The sequence below is a fragment of the Streptomyces sp. NPDC059718 genome (genome assembly GCF_042733315.1).
Taxonomy (GTDB): Bacteria; Actinomycetota; Actinomycetes; order Streptomycetales; family Streptomycetaceae; genus Actinacidiphila.
On record NZ_JBHWGA010000024.1, the window covers coordinates 131,695 to 149,017 of the forward strand.

Below are 17,323 nucleotides of genomic sequence, written 5' to 3' on the forward strand. Positions count from 1 at the left end.
GTACGTCATCCTTCGACCCTGATCCGGAGCACCCCTTGTACTTCACCGACCGCGGCATCGAGGAGCTGGAGAACCGGCGCGGCCAGGAGGAGGTCACCTTCGAGTGGCTCGCCGAGCGGCTGCGGGAGTTCGTCGACCTCAACCCCGAGTTCGAGATCCCGGTCGAGCGGCTGGCGACGTGGCTGGCCCGGCTGGACGACGACGAGGACGAGTAGCCGCGAGCGTCGGGACCGCCGGGCTCAGGTGCGGAAGGCGCCGAACCGGACCCCGTCGCCGCAGACGCTGAAGACCGCCGGTGCGCCGTCGGCCGTGGTGACCTCGACCGTACGGGCCACGTCGTCGGGGAGCGCGACCTGCACGCGGGAGGCCTGGACGGGGCAGACCCCGCGCGCCGAGGGGGTCGCCTCGAAGTTGAGGTCGGTGTAGCGGACGTCGGCGACGGCCGTGGTGCCCCCACGGAGCTCCACGGCGTCCGTGCCGGCGGCGGAGTTGTCCGCCTCGACGGGGGCGGCCTTGTCCTGGTCGTCCCTCGCGGTGAGGGTCGTGGCGCCGGTCAGCGTGCAGGGGGCGCCCGAGGTGTTGGTGACCTCGACCCGGGCGACCGCGGGCTGCGAGGCGGTCGCGTGGACGGTGGCGGCCAGGAAGCGTACGGCGGTCGTGCCGGCCGTGCAGGCACTCACCCGGGCGTTCGCGGGGCTCACTTCGGCGGCGGGCCCACCGGTCTCGGTACGGGTGCCGCAGGCGGCCAGGGCGAGGCCGGTCAGGAGCAGGACGGTCGCGGCGGTGGGGGTGGCGGTTCGAGGGCCCATGAGGGATGAGCACATCACCCGGCGCCCGTACGGCCGCTCGCGGCGCGCACGGGCGCCGCGCCCCGCGGGGAGGACCTCACCCGTTCGCCACGCGACCAGCCGTATTCGGGCGCCGTTCCGCCGCGAACCGCCACCGGGGCGCGCACGGCGCTCCCTTGACTTCCGATCCACGCGATATATCGTGTCTATCGGAGAGACGGAGACGCGATATGTTGCGTTGTCGGCGTTGCCCCGGCGTGCCCGGGTGACCCCAAGGAGGGGCGAAATGAGCGGAACCCCCGGCTCACGGGAGTGGACGGTCACCGAGCCGCACAAGATGGTCTTCGACGGAAACGTCGACACCCTTCACGTCCGGATCGTCAACGGTGCCGTCAACGTGGTCGGCGTCGACGAGGGCCCGGCCCGGCTGGAGGTGAGCGAGCTCGACGGCCCCCCGCTGATCGTGTCGCACGAGGGCGGCACGCTCACCGTCACCTACGAGGACCTGCCCTGGAAGGGCCTGCTCAAGTGGCTCGACCGCAAGGGCTGGCGGCGGCACGCCGTCGTCTCGCTCGCGGTCCCGCAGCGCACCAGCGTGTCGGTGGGGGTCGTCGGCGCGAACGCCGTGATCTCGGGGATCTCGGACCGCACCGCCGTACGGGGCGTCAACGGCGACATCACGCTGGTCGGCCAGGCCGGCCCGGTGACCGCCGAGACGGTCGCGGGGAACGTGGAGGCCCAGGCGGTCTCCGGCGACCTGCGGGTCAACACCGTCTCGGGCGACCTGACCGTGGTCGAGGGCAGCGGCGCCGCCGTCAAGGCCGACTCGGTCAGCGGCAACATGGTGCTCGACCTGGACCCGCGCAGCGGCGCGGACGTCCGCCTGACCTCGGTCTCCGGGGAGATCGCGATCCGCATCCCGGAGCCCGGGGACGCCGAGGTGGACGCCAACACCACCAGCGGCGACGTCTCCTGCGCCTTCGACGAGCTGCGGGTCAGCGGGCAGTGGGGCGCCAAGCGGATCTCCGGCCGGATGGGGTCCGGCGGCTCCCGGCTCAAGGCCACCACGGTGTCGGGCGCGATCGCGCTGCTGCGCCGCCCGCCCCAGGAGGACCACGGACCCGCGGACGCCGATCCGTTCCGGAAGGACGTCTGAGATGGCCCCCGTCTTCGCCCACGGCCGGCTCCGCCTCTACCTGCTCAAGCTGCTGGACGAGGCCCCCCGTCACGGCTACGAGGTGATCCGGCTGCTGGAGGAGCGCTTCCACGGCCTGTACGCACCCTCCGCCGGCACCGTCTACCCGCGGCTGGCCAAGCTGGAGAAGGAGGGCCTGGTCACCCACTCCACGGAGGGCGGCCGCAAGGTGTACTCGATCACCGACGCGGGCCGCGCGGAACTCGCCTCCCGCAGCGACGAGATCGCCGACCTGGAGAACGAGATCCGCGACTCCGTCTCCACGCTCGCCGCCGAGATCCGCGAGGACGTCCGCGGCGCCGCGGGCGACCTGCGCCGCGAGATCCGGGCGGCCGCCCAGCAGGCGGCGCACACCCAGCCGAAGTCCTCCCCGGCGGACTGGAAGGAGCAGATGCGCCGCTCCAAGGAGGAGATCCGGCAGGCCCGCGAGGAGGCCCGCACCGCCAAGCGCGCCGCCAGGGAGGCCCAGGACGCCGCACGGGACGAGGTGCAGCGCATCGCGCGCCGCGTCCAGGAGGAGGTCCAGGACCACGTCCGGCGCGGCGACTGGCAGACCGGCGTCCGCGAGGGGCTGGCGGAACTCACCCGGGAGCTCGGACAGTTCGGCCGCGCCTCCACCCCCTGGCCGCCGTATGTGAAGCCCGAGCCCGCCGAGGCGCCCGAGTGGGGCGCGGAGGACGCCGCCGTGACCGAGGACCCTGCCCGCGACCTGGAGCGCCTGCTGGACCGCTTCCGCGACGACGTCCGCGACGCCGCCCGCGACAACGGCGTGGACGCCGAGCAGTTGCGCGAGGTCCGCCGCCATCTGTCCACCGCGGCCGCCCACATCGGCGTCGTACTGCGCGGCAAGCACAAGGGCCGGGACTAGCCGCAGGGCCCGGAACGGAGGACGTAGGGAGTTCCCCGATGCCGCGGCCCCCGCCCGCTGGCAGGCTCTCCGATGCGACGGCACCGGCTCCGGCCGGGCGCCGTCGGGTACGCGGAGGCCGGCCCGGGGGAGCCGTGCCCGCGGCCCGGCGGTGGCCCGGCCGGTCGACTGCCCGGTGGCCACGGTGCCGCGGGCCGGGAGGGGACATGCCCGTTCTTGACGAGTTCGCATGGCCGGGAGCGCCGCTGGTCCCGTCCACGCGCCAGGCGGAGGCCGAGGGGCTACCGCAGTCCGCGGAGGGTCGGATCCCGCAGGCTACGACGGGGCCGGCCTGCCGGACACGGTGGGGAGCGGGACCGCCACGGGCGGGGCGCCGTGGACCGGGGTGTCCGAGGCGGCGGGAAGCCCGGTGACCCCATGACGACGGCCGTCCCGCGCGGTGCGGGGCGGAGTTCTTGCCCGTTCGGACGGAGGCGGTGACCGTGACCCCCAGGAACGCCCATGAACGCCGGGGAACCCGGGGCAGCACCCAGGGCAGCACCGGGAGCGGCGAACGGGAGACCGTCCCCGCCGAAACCGGCTCGGGCACGCTCCGCGGGACCGTCGTCCGGCTCGTCGGCATGGTCGCCGGAAGCCTCAGGGGGGCGGCAGCCGAGGCACCCGAGGTCGTCGACCTCGACCGGCCGCCCCGCTCCCGCGCGGAAGTCGCCATGCGCAGATCCGACGTGGAGGAATCCCCCCGGGGCCGGCGCGCAGGGCGAACGGCGGCTCCCCCGGCGCTCCCCCGGCCGGACGCACCCGCCGGGACCCATGTCCCCCTGCCCGACGGCATACGCCTGACGGCGTGGGCAACCGGCGAGGGGCACGGTGTCACGCTGATCATCCGCAATCCCCACCCGGCCCGTTCACTGGCCGGGGCCGCGTGGAGGTCCGCCTTCACCGCGGACGGGTCCGCGTCCCCGGTGCTCCGCATCACCGTCCACGGGGTGCCGTACGCCTGGCAGCCGTCCGCCGAAAAGGGCGCCTTCCCCGAAGACGTCGAACTGTCGTGCCGGGTGCAGGGCGAAGGCCCCGTCCCGGGGCTCCCGGAAGCCGGGCAGCCGGTGGAGGTCACGCTGCGGGAGGGACGGCCACCGGCCACCAAGACGCTGTGGACACCGCTGCGCTGACCGCCCGGAGCCTGCTCACCGCACCATGCCGGCCGTCGCCAGCGTACGGGCGAGGTCGGAGCGCGACCGGATGCCGAGCTTGCGGTACACCCGCGTGAGGTGCGCCTCCACGGTCTTGCGGGACAGGAACAGGGTCGAGGCGGTCTCCAGGTTGCTGAGCCCGCCGGCGACGGCGCGGGCTATCTGGAGTTCCTGGGCGGTCAGCAGGTCGGCGAGGGAGACCTGCGCCCGTTGCGGCGCGACGCGGTGTCCGGCCGCCGCCAGTTCGGCCTCCGCCCTCGCGGCCCAGGGACGGGCGCCCAGCGCGCTGAAGGTGGTGTGCGCCGCGTGCAGCGGGACGCGGGCCTCCGCGGGGCGACGCAACCGCCGCATCACCTCCCCGTGCACCAGAGCCGTCCGCGCCTGGTCGAAGGGCATCTCCCGGCGCGCGTGCGCCCGGTCCGCCGCGGCGAACAGCCGTACCGCCTCGTCGGCGTCGGTCGCCAGCAGACCGCGGCAGCGTGCCGTCGCCGCCTCGGGCCAGGCCAGGCCGGTGGCCCGGGCCCGCTCGTCGAGCCAGTCGGCCAGTCCGGCCGCCCGGTCGCGGTTCCCGCCGCGGACGTGCGCCTCCGCCAGGTCGGCCACGAAGGTCAGCATGTTGGGATTGCCCAGCCCGCAGTCCTCGGCGAGCGCGAAGGCCCGCTCCAGTTGGCGGACGCAGTCGTCCGGATCGCCCGCGGTGAGTGCGGCCGAGCCGAGCGCCCCGAGGGCCAGGACTTCCAGGCCGTGCGTCACCGGCCAGCCGTTCCGCTCCCGATAGGCCGCGATGTGCCGCTCGCAGCCCTGGCGGTCGCCGCGGCGTCCGTCGATACGGGCGAGCAGGATGGCGGCATAGCTGCCGGTGGTGACCTGTCCCAGCTCGCGTGCCCAGCGGACGGCCTCGACGGCGTCGGCCCTCGCCGCCGCCCAGTTCCGCCAGCTCTCGGCCTCGCACCGGCCGGCCAGGGCGTAGGCGAGCAGTCCGAGCGAGGCGCCGCGCCGGATCCGCTCGACGACCTCGCCGAGCAGGGAGGCCGCGGCGGCGTCCTCGTCGGCCCAGGAGAGTGCCTCGCCTATCTGCACCGTCAGTTGCTGCAGCTCGGGGGTGACGGCCTCGGGAAGGGCCGCCCGCTCGCGCAGCAGCAGTTCCCTGCCCTCCCGCACCTGGCCGGCCAGCGCCATGGTGGCACCGAGCAGGGCGCCGCCCAGTCGTGGACGGCGTCCCGGTGCGGCGTGCCCGTCACCGCCGGTTCCGGAGGGGGCCGTCCCCGCCGTCCCCGCCGTCCCCCCGGTGAACTCGGCGCAGCGCCGGGCGAGATCGAGCGCGAGGTCGGTCCGCCCGGACATGGCGGTGGGCAAGGTGGCCGCGCCGTAGAGCACACCGGCGCGGTGCGGGTCGACCGCGCGCACGCTCTCGGCGGCCGACACCAGGACGCGGTGCGCGCGCCCGGGATCGCCCAGCCAGGCGTGCGCCTGTCCGCGGACCAGGTCGATGTCCGCGGTGAGGCGGAGGTCCGGACTCCACCGCAGCGCCTCCTCGCACCAGTGGACGGTCTTGCGCGCGGCGCCGCTGTGGAAACCGTCGACCGCCGCGTTGAGCAGGCGCACCGCCCGGTCGGACGGCGCCGGAGACAGCTCGGCGGCCCGGTGCCAGGTCTCCGCCGCGCTGCCCGGCGCACCACGCCGCCTCGCCTGTTCGGCCGCGTCCGCCAGTGCCCTGGCCACCTGTTCGTCGGGCCCCGTGGCCGCCGCCGCGAGATACCAGGCCCGCAGCTCGGGAGGCGCGCAGTCGGCCAGGACCCGGTACACCCGCAGCCGTCGCGCCGGCGGGCATCCGTGCAGCACCAGCCCCCGCAGCACCGGATGCCGCAGCCGGTACCCGGATCCCGGTTCGAGGACGACGAGGCCGGCGGCCTCGGCCGGCTGCAGCGCTGCCGTCGACAGACCCACCGAGGCCAGCACCGTCTCGAAGGCGGTGCCGTCCCCCGAGCGGCTCGCCGCCAGGTAGGTCAGCGCCTCCCGGGCGGCCGGGGGCAGTGCCCGCAGGGGTCCCCGCCAGGCGCGTTCGACCAGCGGGCGGGGGCTGGACCAGGCGTCGGCCAAGGGGTCCTCTCCCTCGTCCGCCGACGGATCCGGAGCGTGCCTCCTGTCCCGCAGCAACGCGGCGTACTCGACCAGTACGAGGGGATTCCCGAGACTCAGCTCCACCAGCCGGGCCACGGCGGCGTCCTCCGGATCGAGCCCCATGCCCAGGAGCAGCTCCGCACAGGCGGCGCCGTCCAGGCCGGACAGTGCCAGCCCGGGCACGCCCGCCCAGCCCGTCTCCGGTTCGGCGCCGTGCCGGGTCGCCATGGCCAGCAGCACACGCTCCCGCTCCAGCCGGCGGGCCACGAACTGCAGCACGTGCCGGGAGGACGAGTCCGCCCACTGCAGATCGTCCACGAGGACGAGCAGCGGTTCGGCGTCCCCGGCCGCGGCCAGGACGCCGAGGGCGCCCGAGCACACCGCGTACAGGGTGGGCTCCGCCGGCTCCGACAGCGCCAGGCAGCCCTCGAGCGCGCGCCGCTGCGGCGGCGGCAGCTCCGCGAAGTGTGCGCGCAGCGGGAGCAGGACGTCGGCGAGTACGGCGTACGGAAGCACCGCCTCGGACTCCACGCCGCGCACCCGCAGGACCCGCCCTCCGTGACCGCGCGCCGCGTAGGCCAGCAACTCGCTCTTGCCGACCCCGGGCTCGCCGCTCAGCAGGACGGCCCCGCCCCGTTCCGGGAGCCCGGCCAGCAGGCGGTCCAGCTCCGCGCGCTCCCGCGCCCGGCCGAACAGCCGGATCCCGCCGCGTGCGTCATCCGCACCGGTCCCCCCGGCACTCCCGGTCCCCACCGCGTTCTCCGTGTCCATCGCCCCACCCCGAAGTCTCCGGCCACCACGTCGCGGACCAGATTGCCGCAGTCCATGTGATGCCGCAGCCACCGGGGAGGTGGGCACCGGGTGGGGGACGAGCCGCTCGCCGCCGCCCGCCCGGCGCGGCCGGGCGCGTGCGTCCCGGCGGCGCCTGCCCGACGCACCGTCACCGCCGCCTGGTGGAGGGGCGTGGAACCACGGGCGCCCCCATGGCACCGCGGCCGCACGCGGGGTGATCCGCCGGTGAAGATCGCGTTGTGGGCCCTGGTGTGCGGTGACGATCGGGGACGTCCTGGGCGGCGCCGTGCCGGTGTGCCTGCCGGCGCACGTACTGCTCTCTCCCGGCGTTCCCAACGGCCTTGGGTCCGGAGCCCGCTGAGGCCCCCGGACCGCGTGCCGGGCCTCAGACCGTCAGGACGACCTTCCCGAACAGGTCCCCGCCCGCCATCTTCTCGAAGCCCTCGCGGGCCCGGTCCAGCGGCAGCACGGTGTCGATGACCGGGCGCACCCCGGTGACGGCGCAGAAGCTCAGCAGGTCCTCCAGCTCGTCCTTGGTGCCCATGGTCGAGCCGACGACCTTGAGTTCCAGGAAGAAGATCCGGTTGAGCTCGGCGCTCTTCGGGTTGGGCCCGGAGGTCGCACCGGAGATCACCAGCGTGCCGCCGGGGCGCAGCGACTTGACCGAGTGGGACCAGGTCGCGGCGCCGACGGTCTCGATGACCGCGTCCACGCGCTGCGGCAGCCGGGCGCCCGGCTCGAAGGCGGCGTCGGCGCCGAGGTCCTCGGCGCGCTTGCGCTTGGCCTCGTCGCGGCTGGTGGCGAAGACCCGCAGGCCCGCGGCCTTGGCCAGCACGATGGCGGCCGTGGCGACGCCGCCGCCCGCGCCCTGGACCAGGACGGAGTCACCGGGGCGCACACCCGCGTTGGTGAAGAGCATCCGGTAGGCGGTCAGCCAGGCCGTGGGCAGGCAGGCGGCCTCCTCGAAGGAGAGCTCCTTCGGCTTGGGCAGCAGGTTCCAGGTGGGCACGGAGACCTTCTCGGCGAAGGTGCCCTGGTACTTCTCGGTGAGGATGCTGCGCGGCTCGTCGGGGCCCACCCCGTGCCCGCTCAGGCCGACGACGGGGTAGACGACGACTTCGTTGCCGTGCTCGTCGATCCCTGCGGCGTCGCAGCCGAGGATCATCGGCAGGCTCTCCTCGCCGAGCCCCACCCCGCGCAGCGACCACAGGTCGTGGTGGTTCAGGGAGGCGGCCTTGACGGTGACGGTGCTCCAGCCGGGCCGTGCCTCCGGCTCGGGGCGCTCCCCGAGTTCGAGGCCGCTCAGCGGCTGGTCGCGGTCGATTCGGGCGGCGTAGGCAGCGAACATGACCTTGACGCTAGCGCCGCGCGGCGGCGTGGTCTGCGGGCGTACGGCGCGCTCAGCGCCGGGCGACGCCCTCGGCGCGGGCGGCCGCGGCCACGGCGGCGGAGACCGCGGGGGCCACGCGCTCGTCGAACGGCGAGGGGATCACGCAGTCGGCGGACAGCTCGCCGTCCACGACGGCGGCCAGCGCCTCGGCGGCGGCGATCTTCATGCCCTCGGTGATCCGGGAGGCCCGCACCTGCAGCGCGCCCGCGAAGATGCCGGGGAAGGCGAGCACGTTGTTGATCTGGTTCGGGAAGTCGCTGCGCCCGGTGGCGACGACGGCCGCGTACTTGTGCGCCACCTCGGGGTGGATCTCCGGCGTGGGGTTGGCCATCGCGAAGATGAAGCAGCCCTTCGCCATGGTGGCGACGGCCTCCTCCGCCACGGTGCCGCCGGAGACGCCGATGAAGACGTCCGCGCCGGCGAGCGCCTCCTCCAGGGTCCCGGTGAGCCCGGCCCGGTTGGTGTACGTGGCGAGTTCGCGCTTGGCGGAGTTCAGGTCCTCGCGGCCCGCGTGCACCACGCCCTTGCGGTCGGTGACGGCGACGTCCCCGATGCCGGCCTCGACGAGGATCTTGGCGATGGCGACGCCCGCGGCACCGGCCCCGGAGATCACCGCGCGCAGCTCGCCCAGCGCGCGGCCGGTCAGCCGGGTGGCGTTGCGGAGCGCGGCGAGCGTGACGACGGCCGTGCCGTGCTGGTCGTCGTGGAAGACCGGGATGTCCAGGCGCTCCTGCAGCTTGCGCTCGATCTCGAAGCAGCGGGGGGCGGAGATGTCCTCCAGGTTCACCCCGCCGAAGGAGGGTGCGAGGCGCACGACGGTGTCGACGATCTCGTCCACGTCGGTGGTGGCGAGCGCGATCGGGACCGCGTCCACGCCGCCGAACTGCTTGAAGAGGATCGCCTTGCCCTCCATCACCGGCAGGGACGCCTCCGGGCCGATGTCGCCGAGGCCCAGCACCGCCGTACCGTCCGTGACCACGGCCACGACCTGGGACTTCCACGTGTAGTCGTGGACCAGCTCGGGCTGCTCGGCGATGGCGGTGCACACGCGGGCGACGCCCGGTGTGTAGGCGAGCGACAGGTCGTCGGCGTTCCGCACCGGGACGGTCGCGGTCACCTCCATCTTGCCGCCGCGGTGGAGGGCGAAGACCGGGTCCACGGGGCTTTCCGGGCCGTCGCCGTCGGTGCTCTCCGCGTGTTCGGTCCTGTCGGTGCTGTCCGTGCCGTCGGTGCGAGGATTGACAATCTCCGCTGCCACTGTTGACCCCTTTGTCCGAATTGTCTATGAGGGTACTACCCCCTACAACAGGGGATAGGTGGGCTCGGCTTCCGTACACCCGGACTCGAGTGGTCCCGGGCGCGACGGAGGCCAGGCGCGCCGCACGCACGCCGAGGGGCCCCCGGTGAGGGGTAAGGGTCTGTTGTACCGGAAGGCGGTTTCCGCTGACGAGTCTGTGCGCCGCACCACGGTGTCGCACATCGGGAACTTCTGCGCACAACGCAACAAGTCGTCCGAATAGCGGGACAAGGAAAGTGATGCACGCAACTTCGCAGCACGGCCCCACCGCGGTCCGGCCTTGGTGTACCGGCCTGGTGGGGGTCAGGGGATCGCCCGTTATGCGATTTTGACACATCCGGGCCCCCATGAGGACGTGTCCGGATGGCAAGATGCGGAGATCACACGTGAACGCGACATCCGAACGTGTGTACCCGGAGATCGGCTGCTCCCAGGATTCCCGCAGGAGGAACCACCAATGACCGCACGTACCACCCGTCGCTCGACCGTGACGAGCCGCTTCGCCGCGGTCGGAGCGATCGCGGTCGCCGGTGCCCTCGTCCTCACCGGTTGCGGCGACCAGACGGAGAAGGGCGGCTCCTCGTCCGCGTCGAGCGACGCGTCCAAGGCTCCGCTCTTCGACAAGCTGCCGAAGTCGGTGCAGTCGGCGGGCGTGCTCAAGGTCGGCTCGGACATCGCGTACCCGCCGGTGGAGTTCGTCAAGGACGGCAAGAACGTCGGCATCGACCCGGACCTGGCCGACGCCATGGCCAAGCAGCTCGGCGTGAAGGTCGAGTTCAACAACGGCACCTTCGACACCCTGCTGACCGGTCTGCGCGCCAAGCGCTACGACATGGTGATGTCGGCGATGAGCGACACCAAGGACCGCCAGGAGGGTGTCGACTCCTCCACGGGCAAGAAGGTCGGCGAGGGCGTCGACTTCGTGGACTACTTCACCGCGGGCTCCTCCGTCATCGTGAAGAAGGGCAACCCGGAGGGCATCACGTCCCTCGCGGACCTGTGCGGCAAGAAGGTCGCCGTGCAGCGCGGCACCACCTCCCAGGACCTGCTCAAGGCCCAGAAGTGCGACAAGCCGATGTCGATCGAGCCCTTCGACACCGACACCGAGGCGCAGACCCGTCTGAAGGCCGGCGGCGTCGTCGCCGACGTCTCCGACTTCCCGGTCGCCGCGTACGCCGTGAAGACCTCCGGCGGCGGCAACGACTTCGAGCTCGCCGGCGAGCAGGTCGAGGCCGGCCCGTACGGCATCGCGGTCGCCAAGAGCAACACCGAGCTGCGCGACGCGCTGCAGGCCGCGCTGACCGCCGTCATCAAGGACGGCTCCTACACCAAGGTCCTGGAGAAGTGGGGCGTCACCGACGGCGCCGTCACCGAGGCCAAGATCAACGGCGGCTCCTGAGTCACGACAGCAAGAGGCTTCCCTCCATGTCCGAAGCGAATGACAAGGTCCCGGCTGGCACCCCGGCCGGGACCCCGCCCGCCGAGGCCTCCCGCCCGGAGGCCATCAAGGCGATCCCCGTACGCCACTACGGCCGCTGGATCTCGGCGATCCTGGTGCTCGCCGTGCTGGGGCTGCTGGTCAACGCGTTCGCCAACGCGAACGTGAACTACGGGGCGATCCCGGACTTCCTGTTCGACTCCGCGGTCCTCAAGGGCCTGCGGAACACGGTCGTCATCACCGTGGTCTCGATGGCGCTGGGCCTGATCCTGGGCATCGTGCTCGCGGTGATGCGGCTGTCGAAGAACCCCGTGACCTCCTCGGTGGCCTGGGGCTACATCTGGTTCTTCCGCGGCACCCCGGTCTACGTCCAGCTGCTCATCTGGTTCAACCTGGCGCTGATCTTCCCGGTCATCAATCTCGGCTTCTACAAGGACGAGATGAACCAGTTCATGACCCCCTTCATGGCCGCGCTGCTCGGCCTGGGTCTGAACGAGGCCGCGTACATGTCCGAGATCGTGCGGGCCGGCATCCAGTCCGTCGACGAGGGCCAGACCGAGGCGTCGCACGCGCTGGGCATGACCCAGGGCCAGAACCTGCGCCGTGTGGTGCTGCCGCAGGCGATGCGGGTGATCGTCCCGCCGACCGGCAACGAGTTCATCAACATGCTGAAGACCTCGTCGCTGGCGGCGCAGGCCGCCCAGTACGCCGAACTGCTGCGCTCCACCACCGACATCGGCAACACCACCGGTGCCACCGTGGAGATGCTCTTCCTCGCCGCCGTCTGGTACCTGGTCCTCACCTCGGTGTTCTCGGTCGGCCAGTACTACCTGGAGCGCCGTTACGCCCGCGGGACGACCCGCAACCTGCCGCCCACCCCGTGGCAGCGGGTCAGGGCCAACCTGGGCACCTTCCGCCGCCCGGAGGTGGCACGATGACCGACTTCAGCAAGGGCACCGGCGCCCACCCGATGGTCAAGGCCGAGGCGGTGCACAAGCACTTCGGCCTGGCCCACATCCTCAAGGGCATCGACCTGGAGGTCGCCCCGCGAGAGGTGTTCTGCCTGATCGGCCCGTCGGGCTCGGGCAAGTCCACCTTCCTGCGGTGCATCAACCACCTGGAGAAGATCAGCGGCGGCCGGCTCTCGGTCGACGGCGAACTGGTCGGCTACCGGCAGAAGGGCGACAAGCTCTACGAGCTCAAGGACCGCGAGGTCGCCGCCAAGCGCCGCGACATCGGCATGGTCTTCCAGCGCTTCAACCTCTTCCCCCACATGACCGCGATCGAGAACGTGATCGAGGCCCCGGTGCGGGTGAAGAAGGAGGCCAAGGCCGTCGCCCGCGAGCGCGCGCTGGCCCTGCTGGACCGGGTCGGCCTGCGCGACAAGGCCGGGCACTACCCCGCCCAGCTCTCCGGTGGTCAGCAGCAGCGGGTGGCCATCGCCCGCGCGCTGGCGATGGAGCCGAAGCTGATGCTCTTCGACGAGCCCACCTCCGCGCTCGACCCGGAGCTGGTCGGCGACGTCCTGGACGTCATGCGGGGCCTCGCCGAGGACGGCATGACGATGATCGTGGTCACCCACGAGATGGGCTTCGCCCGCGAGGTCGGCGACGCCCTGGTCTTCATGGACGACGGCGTCGTCGTCGAGTCCGGCCACCCGCGCGACGTGCTCACCAACCCGCAGCACGACCGCACCAAGGCCTTCCTCTCCAAGGTCCTCTGACCGGACGTGCGTGAGGGGCGGCGCCGGACGGCGCCGCCCCTCACGCGTTCCCCCGCGGCGGGGTACGGATCACTTCAGCCCGAGGACGATCGCATCCGACACCGAACGCCAGACCTCCCGGGCCTCGCCGAAGCCGGCCTCCCGCAGGGCCGCGGCGTGCCAGGCCGGGGGCAGCTCGTCCCCGTCGGCGTGGGAACCGTAGATCACGAACCGCTCCTCGGTGGGACCGGCCAGCACGGGGTCGGCCTTGGCGGTGGCCCACCACTGCTCCCAGTCCAGCACGCCCTCCGCCCTCCGCCGCTCGCGGCGGCCCCGGTCCAGCTCGCGCACGGCCGCGTTGAGCCGCGGCGTCGAGGGGTCGGGCATGTGATCGGCGTTGAGGAACACCCCGCCGTCGCGCAGCAGGCCGGCCAGCGTCCCGTACAGGGCCTTCAGCGGCCCGGGCTTCAGCCAGTGCAGGGCGGTCGCGGTGAGCACGGCGTCGTAGGTGTCGTACGGCAGGGCCTGCGGCCAGTGCGGGTCGCGCAGGTCGGCGGTGACGAACTCGATCCTGCGCTCGCCGGCGAAGTGGCCGCGGGCGATCGTCAGCAGCGCCGGGTCGAGGTCCACGCCGGTCGACACGGCGTCCGGGAAGCGCCGCAGCAGCCGGTCGGAGATGCTGCCGGTGCCGCAGGCCAGGTCCAGCACCCGGGGCGCGGGGCCGACCAGCGCCTCCACCATGTCGAGCATGACCCGGAACCGTTCCTCGCGGTCCGGCAGGTACCACTCCTGCTGCCGGTCCCAGCTGTCCTGCCAGGCCTGCCAGCCGGTCACCGCCGCAGTGGTGTCGGACATACGGTTCCCCTCCAGTCGTAATACCCTTAGAGCAAGAGCAGTCATTACCGACCTTAGAGCGCACGCGTAAGGACTACAAGTGGAACTCGCCTATTACTCCGACTACGCCGTGCGCCTGGTGAACAGCGAGGAGCCCGAGCGCGGCCTCGACCATCTGACCTCGGTCGATGCCGTGCGCGAGCTGTTCGGTCCGGCCAGCCAGGCGGCGGGCCGCGTGGGCGACGCCGACGTACAGCGGCTGCGCACCGTCCGCACCCGGCTGCGCGGCGTCTTCGAGGCCGCCTCCGAGGGCGACGAGGTGCGCGCCGTGGACCTGCTGAACGCACTGCTGCTGGAGTTCCCGGTCAGCCCGCAGATCTCCGGCCACGAGTACCTCGACGAGAGCGGCCGGCCGGACTGGCACATGCACCTCGCCGAGCACGCGGCCACGGCGACCGCCTCCTACGCCGCGACCGCCTGCATGGGCCTGGCCTTCCAGCTCACCGACCTCGGTGTGGACCGGCTCGGCATCTGCCAGGCCACCACGTGCCGCAACGCCTACATCGACACCTCGACCAACCGGTCCCGCCGCTACTGCTCGGACCGCTGCGCGACCCGCGCCAACGTCGCGGCCTACCGCGCCCGCAAGCGCCTGGAGAACGAGCGGTCCGCCCTGAGCGGCCTGACGCAGGACACCAGCCAGCCCGCCACACCGGCCGCCGACCGCTGAACCTCGCGCGGCGGCCGGAAGCGCCCCCGTCCCCGGGCGAGCAGCAGCTCGTCCGGGACGGTGCCGAACTCCCTGCTGTCGTTCTCCACGAAGGTGTTGTCGCCCAGCACCCACCAGCCGCCCTCGCGCCGCTCCACGGCGCGTTTGACGATCAGCAGGTCCTGCTGGAGCGGATGGCGCAGCACCACCACGTCACCCTCGCGGACCTCCGCGGCGCTCCTGACGTGCTGCACCAGCAGCCAGTCGCCGTGCTGCAGCGTCGGCACCATCGACGGACCTGTCACCTCGACCAGCTGGTACGGCACTCTCCTCCTCTGCCCAAGCCCGGGCTCACGCATGCTCAGCCTCCTCCTCCATGCTCCACCAGCCCAGGGTGACACCAGACTTTTGTCCTAAGCACCAAGGGGCGCCCGAGAAAACCACTCGACAGGGGAGTAATCTCCCTGATGGAAAGACGATCACGAGGAAGGACAGTCATGCTCGCTCGCCTGTTCGCGCCCAAGGTCAAGGTCAGCGCCCACTGCGACCTGCCCTGCGGTGTCTACGACCCGGCCCAGGCCCGCATCGAGGCGCAGTCCGTCAAGGCGGTCCAGGAGAAGTACCAGGCCAACGAGGACCCGCACTTCCGGGCCCGCGCCATCGTCATCAAGGAGCAGCGCGCGGAGCTCGTCAAGCACCACCTGTCGGTGCTGTGGAGCGACTACTTCAAGGCGCCGCACTTCGAGAAGTACCCGCAACTGCACCAGCTCTTCAACGACGCGCTGAAGGCGGGCAGCGCCGCCAAGGCCTCGACCGACCCGGCGACCGGCCAGAAGCTGCTCGACCTGATCGACCAGATCGACGCCATCTTCCAGGAGACGAAGAAGGCCTGACCTGGCGTCGGCGCACCGCGCCCGGTCCGGGCGGCCCCGCGAGGGCCCGCGCGGACCGGGCGCGGTCGTACGCCCCCGATCGGACCGTGACCGCAGGACAGCGCCTCCCGGCGCGCTTTGAATGGGCGCCATGCCGCTCCCCTCCCCCCGGGTCCGGACCTCACGCCCCCGCGCCCTGGCCGCACTCGGCCTGGTGGCCGCGCTGACCGCCGGTGGTATCGCCGGCGCGGTCGCCCTGGCACCCTCCGCGCACCCGGGCGGACCGGCCCCCTCCGGCGGCGCCGGCGCCGGCACGCTCCCGGACGCCCCGCCCGCCCAGCCCCCGCCGCAGCTGACGGCCGCGCAGGTGGCCCGCGCCGTCGACCGCCTGGACGGTTCCGTGCGGGAGGCGATGCGCAGGACCGGGGTGCCCGGCGTGGCGGTCGGGGTCGTCCACGACGGCCGGGTCCTGTTCCTGAAGGGCTACGGCCTGCGCGAGGTGGGCCGGCCCGGCCGGGTCGGGCCCGACACCGTCTTCCAGCTCGCCTCGGTCTCCAAACCGCTCACCGCCACCGTCGTCGCCGGTGCGGTCGGCGACGGGACCGTCGGCTGGGACGACCGGGTGCGGGAGCACGACCCCGGCTTCCGGCTGAAGGACCGCTGGACCGGTGACCACCTGACGCTCGCCGACCTCCTCTCCCACCGCAGCGGCCTGCCCGACCACGCGGGCGACCTCCTCGAGGACCTCGGATTCGGCCGCGACCACATCCTCGGCCGACTCCGGTACGCACCCCTCGCCCCCTTCCGGACGAGCTACGCCTACACCAACTTCGGCTTCACCGAGGCCGCCCTCGCCGTGGCCCGCGCCGCGGGCACCTCCTGGGAGGAGCTGGCACGACGGGAACTCCTGCGGCCGCTCGGCATGACCTCCACCGGTTTCCGCTTCGCCGACTACGTCGGCGCCCGCGACAGGGCCGCCGCCCATGTGCGGGCGGACGGCCGCTGGCAGGCCCGGTACGTACGCGACGCCGACGCGCAGAGCCCGGCGGGTGGTGCGAGTTCCACCGCCCGGGACATGACGAAGTGGCTGCTGCTCCAGCTGGGCGACGGGAGGTACGACGGGCGCCGGGTCGTCGACGCGGCGGCGCTGGAGCGGACCTGGCTCCCGCACGTCCTCGACCAGCCACCGCGCGCCCCGGCCGGGCGCAGCGGCTTCTACGGCCTCGGGTGGAACGTCGGCTACGACGACCGCGGCCGGCTGCGGATCGGTCACTCCGGCGGCTTCGACCTCGGCGCCGCGACCTACGCGGGACTGCTCCCCTCCGAACGGCTGGGCCTGGTCGTCCTCACCAACGGCGAACCGACGGGCGTCCCCGAGGCGATCGCCGAGGACTTCTTCGACACCGCGCAGAACGGCGGCCCCACCGTCGACTGGCCGGCCTTCTTCGGCAGGCTGTTCCGCCGGCTCGACGAGGAAGGGCGGTCGCGGACGGACTACGACGCTCCCCCGGCGCGCGCCGCCCCGGCCGCGCCGTACGACGCGTACACCGGGACCTACGCCAACGACTACTACGGCCCGATGACCGTGCGCGTCCGCGACGGCGCCCTGACCATGGAACTGGGCCCGGGGCCGGTGCGCTTCGCGCTGCGCCACTACGCGGGCGGCACCTTCAGCTACGAGACCACCGGCGAGAACGCGGTGGGCCGCTCCGGTGTCACCTTCACCCTGGGTGCGGACGGCCGGGCCGGCCGGGTCCGTGTGGAGCACCTCGACGCCGACGGCCTGGGCACCTTCACCCGGACCGCCGGGGCCGCCCCCGCCGGACGGACCCCCCGGGCCGGAGGCAAGTGACGGCCCGGGGGGCGCTTCCGCGGGGTACCGGCGCGCCACCCCCGAGCCGTCACCCGCGCTCCCGCGTGCGCGCAGGCACACGCTCCGGAAGGGCGGGGGCAATACCGCGGAAGTCCGTGTGTGGGGCGACCCGTCTTTGATGGACTCGCCCCCGTGGCGGTAACGCTCCCGAGGCCCGGGGTGAAGGTGCAGGTGAGGGGGTGTGGGTCCGGGGCGGGTGGGTGGGGCCGCTGTAGACTCGATCTCACTCGTACGGGTCAACCGACGTGCTAGCA

The 17,323-nt window shown here is 73.1% G+C and carries 16 protein-coding genes; 10 read left to right on the forward strand and 6 right to left on the reverse strand.

What is annotated here, in order from left to right; genetic code table 11:
• Positions 1-35: 35 nt before the first annotated feature.
• A complete protein-coding gene (locus tag ACFV3E_RS26275) occupies positions 36-215 on the forward strand; it encodes a DUF6104 family protein (RefSeq protein ID WP_431967379.1) in 180 nt (59 codons plus the stop codon).
• Between the two features lie 24 nt (positions 216-239).
• Here ACFV3E_RS26275 and ACFV3E_RS26280 read toward each other — a convergent pair whose 3' ends face one another.
• Positions 240-809 (reverse strand): DUF4232 domain-containing protein, encoded by a 570-nt coding sequence (locus ACFV3E_RS26280; RefSeq protein ID WP_500536870.1) that lies wholly within the window; start codon positions 807-809, stop codon positions 240-242.
• A gap of 265 nt (positions 810-1,074) precedes the next feature.
• Between ACFV3E_RS26280 and ACFV3E_RS26285 the strand changes: the two genes are divergently transcribed.
• The 3 genes from ACFV3E_RS26285 (at position 1,075) to ACFV3E_RS26295 (ending at position 4,020) form a co-directional block, all read left to right on the forward strand.
• Complete coding sequence (locus ACFV3E_RS26285; protein WP_500366407.1) at positions 1,075-1,944, forward strand: DUF4097 family beta strand repeat-containing protein; 870 nt, start codon at positions 1,075-1,077, stop codon at positions 1,942-1,944.
• 1 nt (position 1,945) lies between these two features.
• Positions 1,946-2,851 carry a PadR family transcriptional regulator gene (locus tag ACFV3E_RS26290; protein WP_500536871.1) on the forward strand — a complete coding sequence of 302 codons (906 nt, stop codon included), beginning with the start codon at positions 1,946-1,948 and terminating at the stop codon, positions 2,849-2,851.
• A 482-nt stretch (positions 2,852-3,333) separates the two neighbouring features.
• Positions 3,334-4,020 (forward strand): hypothetical protein, encoded by a 687-nt coding sequence (locus tag ACFV3E_RS26295; RefSeq protein ID WP_500536872.1) that lies wholly within the window; start codon positions 3,334-3,336, stop codon positions 4,018-4,020.
• 15 nt (positions 4,021-4,035) lie between these two features.
• Here the strand turns inward: ACFV3E_RS26295 and ACFV3E_RS26300 are convergent, their stop codons facing one another.
• The 3 genes from ACFV3E_RS26300 to ACFV3E_RS26310 form a co-directional block, all read right to left on the reverse strand.
• A complete protein-coding gene (locus ACFV3E_RS26300; protein WP_500536873.1) occupies positions 4,036-6,933 on the reverse strand; it encodes a helix-turn-helix transcriptional regulator in 2,898 nt (965 codons plus the stop codon).
• Positions 6,934-7,339: 406 nt separating this feature from the next.
• Entirely contained in the window at positions 7,340-8,302 is a 963-nt protein-coding gene (locus ACFV3E_RS26305) for a zinc-binding dehydrogenase (RefSeq protein ID WP_500536874.1), read from the reverse strand.
• Between the two features lie 52 nt (positions 8,303-8,354).
• Positions 8,355-9,602 carry an NAD(P)-dependent malic enzyme gene (locus ACFV3E_RS26310; protein WP_500366415.1) on the reverse strand — a complete coding sequence of 416 codons (1,248 nt, stop codon included), beginning with the start codon at positions 9,600-9,602 and terminating at the stop codon, positions 8,355-8,357.
• Positions 9,603-10,098: 496 nt separating this feature from the next.
• Between ACFV3E_RS26310 and ACFV3E_RS26315 the strand changes: the two genes are divergently transcribed.
• Genes ACFV3E_RS26315 through ACFV3E_RS26325 form a run of 3 tightly spaced genes read left to right on the forward strand, consistent with a single transcriptional unit; the run spans position 10,099 to position 12,802 of the window.
• On the forward strand, positions 10,099-11,040 hold the full coding sequence (locus tag ACFV3E_RS26315) for an ABC transporter substrate-binding protein (protein ID WP_500536875.1): 942 nt from the start codon (positions 10,099-10,101) through the stop codon (positions 11,038-11,040).
• A gap of 26 nt (positions 11,041-11,066) precedes the next feature.
• Positions 11,067-12,017, forward strand: coding sequence for an amino acid ABC transporter permease (locus tag ACFV3E_RS26320; RefSeq protein WP_500536876.1), 951 nt, complete (start codon positions 11,067-11,069; stop codon positions 12,015-12,017).
• Positions 12,014-12,802 (forward strand): amino acid ABC transporter ATP-binding protein, encoded by a 789-nt coding sequence (locus ACFV3E_RS26325; RefSeq protein ID WP_500366418.1) that lies wholly within the window; start codon positions 12,014-12,016, stop codon positions 12,800-12,802. The genes ACFV3E_RS26320 and ACFV3E_RS26325 overlap by 4 nt, the downstream gene beginning before the upstream one ends.
• Before the next feature lie 69 nt (positions 12,803-12,871).
• On the opposite strand, the gene ACFV3E_RS26330 is transcribed toward ACFV3E_RS26325, so the two are convergent.
• Positions 12,872-13,636: a methyltransferase domain-containing protein gene (locus ACFV3E_RS26330; RefSeq protein ID WP_500536877.1), complete on the reverse strand. Its 765-nt coding sequence runs from the start codon at positions 13,634-13,636 to the stop codon at positions 12,872-12,874.
• A gap of 79 nt (positions 13,637-13,715) precedes the next feature.
• Here ACFV3E_RS26330 and ACFV3E_RS26335 point away from each other — a divergent pair, with 79 nt between their 5' ends.
• Complete coding sequence (locus ACFV3E_RS26335) at positions 13,716-14,345, forward strand: CGNR zinc finger domain-containing protein (RefSeq protein WP_499513910.1); 630 nt, start codon at positions 13,716-13,718, stop codon at positions 14,343-14,345.
• On the opposite strand, the gene sodX is transcribed toward ACFV3E_RS26335, so the two are convergent.
• Positions 14,249-14,683 carry a nickel-type superoxide dismutase maturation protease gene (gene sodX, locus ACFV3E_RS26340; RefSeq protein WP_500536878.1) on the reverse strand — a complete coding sequence of 145 codons (435 nt, stop codon included), beginning with the start codon at positions 14,681-14,683 and terminating at the stop codon, positions 14,249-14,251. The two genes, ACFV3E_RS26335 and sodX, sit on opposite strands and share 97 nt — an antisense overlap.
• 138 nt (positions 14,684-14,821) lie before the next feature.
• Here sodX and sodN point away from each other — a divergent pair, with 138 nt between their 5' ends.
• Together sodN and ACFV3E_RS26350 are read left to right on the forward strand one after the other, a co-directional pair.
• The gene (sodN, locus tag ACFV3E_RS26345) at positions 14,822-15,217 is read left to right on the forward strand and encodes a superoxide dismutase, Ni (RefSeq protein WP_018563636.1); all 396 of its coding nucleotides are present in this window, start codon (positions 14,822-14,824) and stop codon (positions 15,215-15,217) included.
• A 130-nt stretch (positions 15,218-15,347) separates the two neighbouring features.
• Positions 15,348-17,048, forward strand: coding sequence for a serine hydrolase (locus ACFV3E_RS26350; RefSeq protein WP_500536879.1), 1,701 nt, complete (start codon positions 15,348-15,350; stop codon positions 17,046-17,048).
• Positions 17,049-17,323 lie beyond the last annotated feature (275 nt).